Annotated in this window: 9 protein-coding genes and 1 tRNA gene; 8 read left to right on the top strand and 2 right to left on the bottom strand. The window is 57.6% G+C overall.

The genetic code is table 11. The annotated features are described in order from the left end of the window. From tolA to nadA, 8 genes are all read left to right on the top strand, one after another. The coding region (gene tolA / locus AC1DIS_RS24670; protein WP_477781136.1) for a cell envelope integrity protein TolA at nucleotides 1-459 on the top strand (459 nt) is incomplete at its 5' end. 29 nt (nucleotides 460-488) lie between these two features. Next, nucleotides 489-1,757 (top strand): Tol-Pal system beta propeller repeat protein TolB, encoded by a 1,269-nt coding sequence (gene tolB, locus AC1DIS_RS24665; RefSeq protein ID WP_018926495.1) that lies wholly within the window; start codon nucleotides 489-491, stop codon nucleotides 1,755-1,757. Nucleotides 1,758-1,809: 52 nt separating this feature from the next. Further along, on the top strand, nucleotides 1,810-2,307 hold the full coding sequence (pal, locus tag AC1DIS_RS24660) for a peptidoglycan-associated lipoprotein Pal (protein WP_003178634.1): 498 nt from the start codon (nucleotides 1,810-1,812) through the stop codon (nucleotides 2,305-2,307). A 6-nt stretch (nucleotides 2,308-2,313) separates the two neighbouring features. After that, nucleotides 2,314-3,153, top strand: coding sequence for a tol-pal system protein YbgF (gene ybgF / locus AC1DIS_RS24655; protein ID WP_026286449.1), 840 nt, complete (start codon nucleotides 2,314-2,316; stop codon nucleotides 3,151-3,153). Nucleotides 3,154-3,319: 166 nt separating this feature from the next. Then, nucleotides 3,320-3,967: a 7-carboxy-7-deazaguanine synthase QueE gene (queE, locus tag AC1DIS_RS24650; protein ID WP_018926493.1), complete on the top strand. Its 648-nt coding sequence runs from the start codon at nucleotides 3,320-3,322 to the stop codon at nucleotides 3,965-3,967. 1 nt (nucleotide 3,968) lies between these two features. After that, nucleotides 3,969-4,661 (top strand): 7-cyano-7-deazaguanine synthase QueC, encoded by a 693-nt coding sequence (gene queC / locus AC1DIS_RS24645; protein WP_018926492.1) that lies wholly within the window; start codon nucleotides 3,969-3,971, stop codon nucleotides 4,659-4,661. A 63-nt stretch (nucleotides 4,662-4,724) separates the two neighbouring features. Further along, nucleotides 4,725-4,800, top strand: a tRNA-Lys gene (locus AC1DIS_RS24640). Between the two features lie 262 nt (nucleotides 4,801-5,062). Beyond that, nucleotides 5,063-6,121: a quinolinate synthase NadA gene (gene nadA / locus AC1DIS_RS24635; RefSeq protein WP_018926491.1), complete on the top strand. Its 1,059-nt coding sequence runs from the start codon at nucleotides 5,063-5,065 to the stop codon at nucleotides 6,119-6,121. A gap of 63 nt (nucleotides 6,122-6,184) precedes the next feature. Here the strand turns inward: nadA and AC1DIS_RS24630 are convergent, their stop codons facing one another. After that, the gene (locus AC1DIS_RS24630; protein ID WP_019581477.1) at nucleotides 6,185-6,673 is read right to left on the bottom strand and encodes an RDD family protein; all 489 of its coding nucleotides are present in this window, start codon (nucleotides 6,671-6,673) and stop codon (nucleotides 6,185-6,187) included. A gap of 96 nt (nucleotides 6,674-6,769) precedes the next feature. Next, nucleotides 6,770-6,982, bottom strand: coding sequence for a cold-shock protein (locus AC1DIS_RS24625; protein WP_007934683.1), 213 nt, complete (start codon nucleotides 6,980-6,982; stop codon nucleotides 6,770-6,772). Nucleotides 6,983-7,122: the final 140 nt, after the last annotated feature.

Raw genomic sequence — 7,122 nt, 5'->3', positions numbered from 1 at the left:
ATCGCCGAAGACGCGAAGAAGAAAGCGACTGCCGATGCCGCGAAGAAGAAAGCGCAGGATGCGGCTCGCAAATCGGTAGAGGACAAGAAGGCTCAGGCTCTGGCTGACTTGCTGTCCGATAAGACCGAGCGTCAGCAGGCTTTGGCGGATGAGCAAGGCGATGAAACCGCGGGCAACTTTGATGATCTGATTCGTTCGCGAGCATCTGAAGGTTGGGCGCAGCCACCGTCGGCCCGCAAGGGCATGAAGGTGATTCTGCAAATCAACATGCTCCCTGACGGAACGATCTCCGGTGTTTCGGTTGCTCATTCCAGCGGTGACGCGCCGTTCGACAGTTCTGCAGTCGCGGCTGTAAAAAATATTGGTCGATTGACCGAAATGCAGGGTCTGAAGCCAGCTGATTTCGCACCCTATCGTTCATTCAAGATGACATTCACACCTGAGGATCTAGCCTTGTGAGAAACCTTCTTCGAGGACTGCTTGTAGTCATGTTCTGCTTTGCAGGACTGGCCACGGCAGATGAAAAAAATATCCTGGTCAGCAGTGGCAGCTCCCAGGCAACTCCAATTGCCGTTGTGCCTTTCGGCTTCCAGGGCGGTAGCGTGCTGCCGGACGACATGGCTGAGATTATCGGTAACGACCTGCGCAATTCGGGTTACTACGCGCCGATTCCAAAGCAGAACATGATCAGCCAGCCAAGCCAGGCCAGCGAAATCATCTACCGTGACTTCAAGGCGGTGGGTGCCCAGTACGTCATGGTCGGCAGCATTGTTCCGGCGGGCGGTCGCCTGCAGGTGCAGTACGCACTGTTCAACGTCGCCACCGAGCAGCAAGTGCTGACCGGCAGCGTGTCGGGCGGCGTCGATCAACTGCGCGACATGGCGCACTACATCTCCGACCAGTCGTTCGAAAAACTCACTGGTATCAAAGGTGCGTTCTCGACGCGTCTGCTGTACGTGACGGCCGAGCGTTTCTCTGAGAAGAACACTCGCTACACACTGCAACGTTCGGACTACGACGGTGCCCGTGCCGTGACGCTGCTGCAATCGCGCGAGCCAATCCTGTCGCCGCGTTTCGCACCGGATGGCAAGCGCATTGCCTACGTGTCGTTCGAGCAGAAGCGTCCACGCATTTTCATGCAGAACATCGACACCGGTCGCCGTGAGCAGATCACCAACTTCGAAGGCCTGAATGGCGCGCCAGCCTGGTCGCCGGATGGCAATCGCCTGGCATTCGTGTTGTCGAAAGACGGTAACCCGGACATCTACGTGATGAACCTGGGGTCGCGTCAGATCACCCGTGTCACCAATGGTCCTGGCATCAATACCGAACCGTTCTGGGGTAAGGATGGTTCGACCATCTACTTCACCTCTGACCGTGGCGGCAAGCCTCAGATCTATAAAACCAGCGCAGGCGGTGGTGGTGCGGAGCGTGTGACCTTCATCGGTAACTACAATGCCAACCCTAAACTGTCGGCCGATGAAAAGACCCTGGTAATGATTCACCGCCAGGACGGTTTCACCAACTTCAAGGTGGCGGCCCAGGATTTGCAGCGCGGTAGTGTAAAGATCCTCACTGATAGCACTCTGGACGAGTCTCCTACTGTTGCGCCCAACGGCACCATGGTAATCTACGCCACCCGCCAGCAGGGCCGGGGAGTCTTGATGCTCGTGTCCATTAATGGACGCGTGAGGCTCCCGCTTCCTACCGCACAAGGCGAAGTCAGAGAACCGTCCTGGTCCCCTTACCTGAACTGACGCGGCGCTATACGTTTTACTTAACACACTGGGGTTCATTAGGAGTTTCACGATGGAAATGCTGAAGTTTGGTAAATTTGCTGCGCTGGCTCTGGCCATGGCTGTAGCTGTAGGTTGCTCGTCCAAAGGCGGCGACAACGCCGGTGAAGGCGCTGTAGATCCAAACGCTGGTTACGGCGCTAACACTGGTGCAGTTGACGGCTCCCTGAGCGAAGAAGCTGCTCTGCGCGCAATCACCACCTTCTACTTCGAATACGACAGCTCGGACCTGAAGCCAGAAGCCATGCGCGCTCTGGACGTTCACGCCAAAGACCTGAAAGCAAACGGCGCTCGCGTTGTTCTGGAAGGCAACACCGACGAACGTGGTACTCGTGAGTACAACATGGCACTGGGCGAGCGTCGTGCGAAAGCCGTTCAGCGCTACCTGGTACTGCAAGGTGTTTCCCCAGCTCAGCTGGAACTGGTTTCCTACGGCGAAGAGCGTCCAGTTGCTACCGGCAACGACGAGCAGTCCTGGGCTCAAAACCGTCGCGTCGAACTGCGTAAGTAATTCGTCATGCGAACGTGCCGTCGTGCTGTAACTATTTTGGCTCTCAGTCTCGCACCGCTTGCGGTGTGGGCTGCGGTTCCTGTGGTCGAGGACAACTCCGGCTATAACAATAGCGGGAGCAGTTATCCGCCTGCAGGTTACGGTACGAACGGCGCCTATGCCGGGGGAGGGGTTTCGGCCCCTGTCTCGGCACAGGGCGAGCTGTTCAACCAACTGCAATCGATGCAGGAGCAGATCTCGCGCCAACAAGGCATCATTGAAGTTCTGCAAAATGATGTAGCGCGCATGAAGCAAGAGAACCTGGAGCGATATCAGGATCTTGATCGGCGCATAGGAACCGGCGTTGCACCAGCCGCGACTCCTGATAATTCTTCCGCCGGTGGCAATTTGAATGCCCCCGGTGCAGCAGCCGGCGCAGGTGCGGGAGCGGCTGCCGCTCAAGCCCCGGCCGCGGGTGGCGAACCGGCTGACCCGGCGAAGGAAAAACTGTATTACGATGCAGCCTTCGACCTGATCAAAGCCAAGGATTTCGACAAGGCCAGCCAGGCTTTCGCCGCATTCCTGCGCAAATACCCGAACAGCCAATACGCGGGCAATGCCCAGTACTGGTTGGGGGAAGTGAACCTGGCCAAAGGCGATCTGCAAGGTGCGGGTCAGGCATTTGCCAAGGTTTCGCAGTTGTACCCCAAGCACCCCAAAGTGCCTGATTCGCTGTACAAGCTCGCTGATGTAGAGCGTCGTCTCGGTCATACCGACCGGGTCAAAGGCATTCTGCAACAGGTCGTGTCCCAATATCCGGGCACTTCCGCCGCTCAGCTGGCGCAACGGGACTTGCAGCGCATGTAAGCCTGTTTAGCCCGTTTTGAAGAAACCCGCGCTTGTCGCGGGTTTTTTCGTTAGAATTCATGCCCTTTTTATGAAACACGCTTTTTGGGATCTGCGCGTTGGCGGGGTTCCTTGAAGTGCCTGACGGAGGCGGACAGCCTGTTTAGCTGTTACGCCCGTGGCGACTATGCAAGACACATTGAGAATCACCGAAGTTTTCTACTCGTTGCAGGGTGAAACGCGGACTGCCGGGCTGCCCACTGTTTTTGTGCGCCTGACCGGTTGCCCATTGCGTTGCCAATACTGCGACAGCGCCTACGCGTTCACTGGCGGCACCCTCCGCACGCTCGACGACATCCTCGAGCAAGTGGCCGGTTTTCGCCCACGTTACGTCTGCGTCACGGGCGGTGAGCCCTTGGCGCAACCCAATGCCATTCCCTTGCTCAAGCAGTTGTGTGACGCCGGTTACGAAGTGTCGCTGGAAACCAGCGGCGCGCTGGACATCTCGGCGGTCGATCCACGGGTCAGTCGCGTCGTCGACCTGAAAACCCCGGGTTCGAAAGAAGCCCACCGCAACCGCTACGAGAACATCGAACTGCTCACGCCCAACGATCAGGTGAAGTTTGTCATCTGCTCGCGGGAAGACTATGACTGGGCCGTGTCCAAGCTGATTCAATACGGTTTGAACGAGCGTGCCGGCGAAGTCCTGTTCTCGCCGAGCCACCATGACCTGAATGCACGTGATCTGGCGGACTGGGTGGTGGCGGACAATCTGCCTGTGCGTCTGCAATTGCAGCTGCATAAATATCTTTGGAATGACGAGCCGGGGCGCTGAAATGACTGAACAACTGAACACTGCTGAAAAACGTGCGGTCATCCTGCTGTCCGGCGGCCTGGACTCGGCGACGGTCGTGGCCATGGCCCGTGCCGAAGGCTACAGCTGCTACACCATGAGCTTCGATTACGGTCAGCGCCACCGTGCCGAACTGCAGGCCGCCGAGCGTGTTGCCCGCGACTTGGGTGTGATCGAGCACAAGGTGATCGGCCTGAACCTGAACGGTATCGGCGGCTCGGCCCTGACCGACAGTTCCATCGACGTACCGGAGGCGCCGAGCGAAGGCATTCCGGTGACCTATGTGCCGGCGCGCAACACGGTGTTTCTGTCCCTGGCGTTGGGTTGGGCCGAAGTGCTGGGTGCGCGTGACATCTTTATCGGTGTAAACGCGGTGGATTATTCCGGTTACCCGGATTGCCGTCCCGAGTTCATCGAAGCCTTCGAGCTCATGGCTAATCTGGCGACCAAGGCCGGTGTAGAAGGGAATGGCTTCCGTATCCAGGCGCCCCTGCAGAACCTGAGCAAGGCGCAGATCGTTCAGGCGGGCGTGAAGCTTGGCGTCGATTACGGGCTGACCGTTTCCTGCTATCAGGCGGACGATAACGGCCGTGCTTGCGGTAAATGCGACAGCTGCCGTCTGCGTGCAGAAGGCTTTGCGGCGGCCGGAATCAGCGACCCGACACCTTATTTTTGATTTATTTCAAATTAGGTGTTGAATAGTCCTTAAAAATCAGTATTATACGCGCCACCACACAGCGGGTCGTTAGCTCAGTTGGTAGAGCAGTTGGCTTTTAACCAATTGGTCGTAGGTTCGAATCCCACACGACCCACCATTTTAAAAAATCTGGAAGGCCCACGTAAGTGAGGATTTCCGGGTTTTTTTTTGCCCGCGATTTGAGGTTGTCCCGGTCCGGGATCGCACCGAGTGACGCAGGTCAGAATCATCTTTTGCATCCGCCGGATATTCTGTAGCCTTGCGCAGCTTCAACGCTGTCCATGCCTGATGAATACTCACTCTCCCGGCGGTACCCTGAAGGGTCCGGAGCCGGGTGTATACTCGACTTTCGCGCGAAAGCGCCTGCAGGTCTTGCGAACATGACGCAGATTTCCGAACGCCTTCTGGTTCAAGCCCACCTCGACGCCAAGCAGCCCAAGCCGCTGACAGCCGAGGAAGAGGCTTATTACCGCACAGCCATCGCAGCCGAGCTCAAAGCTCAGGACGCGGTGCTGGTTGCACACTTCTATTGTGATCCAGTCATTCAGGCCCTGGCCGAAGAAACCGGTGGCTGCGTCTCCGACTCTCTGGAGATGGCCCGCTTCGGCAATGCTCACCCGGCCAAGACCGTAGTGGTCGCCGGTGTGAAATTCATGGGCGAAACCGCCAAGATCCTCAACCCTGAAAAACGTGTGCTGATGCCAACCCTGGAAGCGACCTGCTCGCTGGACCTGGGTTGCCCGGTGGACGAGTTCTCGGCGTTCTGCGATCAGCACCCGGAACGCACGGTGGTGGTATATGCCAACACCTCGGCAGCAGTCAAAGCCCGGGCGGATTGGGTGGTGACTTCAAGTTGCGCGCTGGAAATCGTCGAAAGCCTGATGGATAACGGCGAAACCATCATCTGGGGCCCGGACAAGCACCTGGGGACTTACATCCAGCGCCAGACCGGCGCCGACATGCTGCTGTGGGATGGTGCCTGCATCGTTCACGAAGAGTTCAAGGCCAAGCAGCTCGAAGACATGAAAGCGCTGTACCCGGACGCGGCCATTCTGGTGCACCCGGAGTCGCCGACCGCCGTGATCGAATTGGCCGATGCGGTGGGTTCCACCAGTCAGCTGATCGCTGCTGCGCAAAGCCTGCCGAACAAGACCCTGATCGTTGCCACCGACCGCGGCATCTTCTACAAGATGCAGCAGCTGTGCCCGGACAAGGTCTTTATCGAAGCGCCAACGGCCGGTAACGGCGCGGCTTGCCGCAGTTGCGCGCATTGCCCGTGGATGGCGATGAACACCCTTGAACGCACGCTGAAGAGCTTGAAGGAGGGGACCAACGAGATCTTCGTCGATCCGGCGTTGATTCCGCAGGCGATTCGGCCGTTGAAGCGCATGCTCGATTTCACGCAGGCGGCGCGGATGAAGCTGGCGGGTAACGCCTGATTCGTTGGCAGTGAGCCAAAAAAAACGCCCCGGGTTGATCGGGGCGTTTTTGCATCTGGAGGATTATTTGGTCTTCTTCGGAATCCGCACCAACTGGGTGTTGGAATAGATGTCGTGCCAGCTGCGCTTCTGCTTGTCGAACAGCGACCAGAAGAACCCCAGCCCGAGGCATAACCAGGACGCGATCGACACCACAAAGCGCAGCAGCGCCTGCCACAGGCTGATGGATGAGCCGTCGGCGTTTTGTACGCGGATGCACCACACCTGCATGCCCAGGGTCTGGCCCGACCAGGTCCAGAACTTGGCGAAGAAGCCGAACAGCACAAACAGCAGAACCGTCGACAGCAGTGGGTCACCGTCCAGGGCGCCGGCCTCGGTCAGGGTGCGCATCCGGTCTTCGCCGATGATCGCCATCTGGATCATCTTGTAGATGCCGCTGGTGACGATCAGCAGCGCGGTGCACAGCAGGAAGTCGTAGAACATCGCTGCCAGGCGACGACCCAGGCCTGCGGCGGGAAAGTCGCCTTGGGGGTTGAGCAGGTGTTTCGACATGGCTGCCTCAGAACGGAAAAAAGAAGCCATTTTACGGATTTGCGCGCACAAAAAAGCCCCTGATGTCAGCATCAGGGGCTTTTTCGTAACAGAAGATTAGCCTTCTGCTTGTACTTCGTCAGCCTGCATGCCTTTCTGGCCTTGCACAGCAACGAACGTCACTTTCTGGCCTTCTTTCAGGCTCTTGAAGCCGTTGCCCTGAATAGCGCGGAAATGCACGAACAGATCCGGACCGCTTTCTGGAGTGATAAAACCAAAACCTTTCTCGTCGTTAAACCACTTGACGGTACCGCTCTGACGTTGGGACATTTCTTATTTCCTTTGACGCAAAAATGAATGACAGTCTCCTTCTCGTGAAAGAGTACTGGGGCTGGTTGCAGGAGAGTAAGAAGACGTCGAACGGGATGTAGCTAACTTGTAGGCTACTGCCCAGGTCACGATTTCCAAGC

It is taken from the genome of Pseudomonas sp. 05N433 (assembly GCF_056396925.1).
Note: the sequence above shows the minus strand (reverse complement) of the source record. Positions and strands in the feature narration are given on the sequence as shown.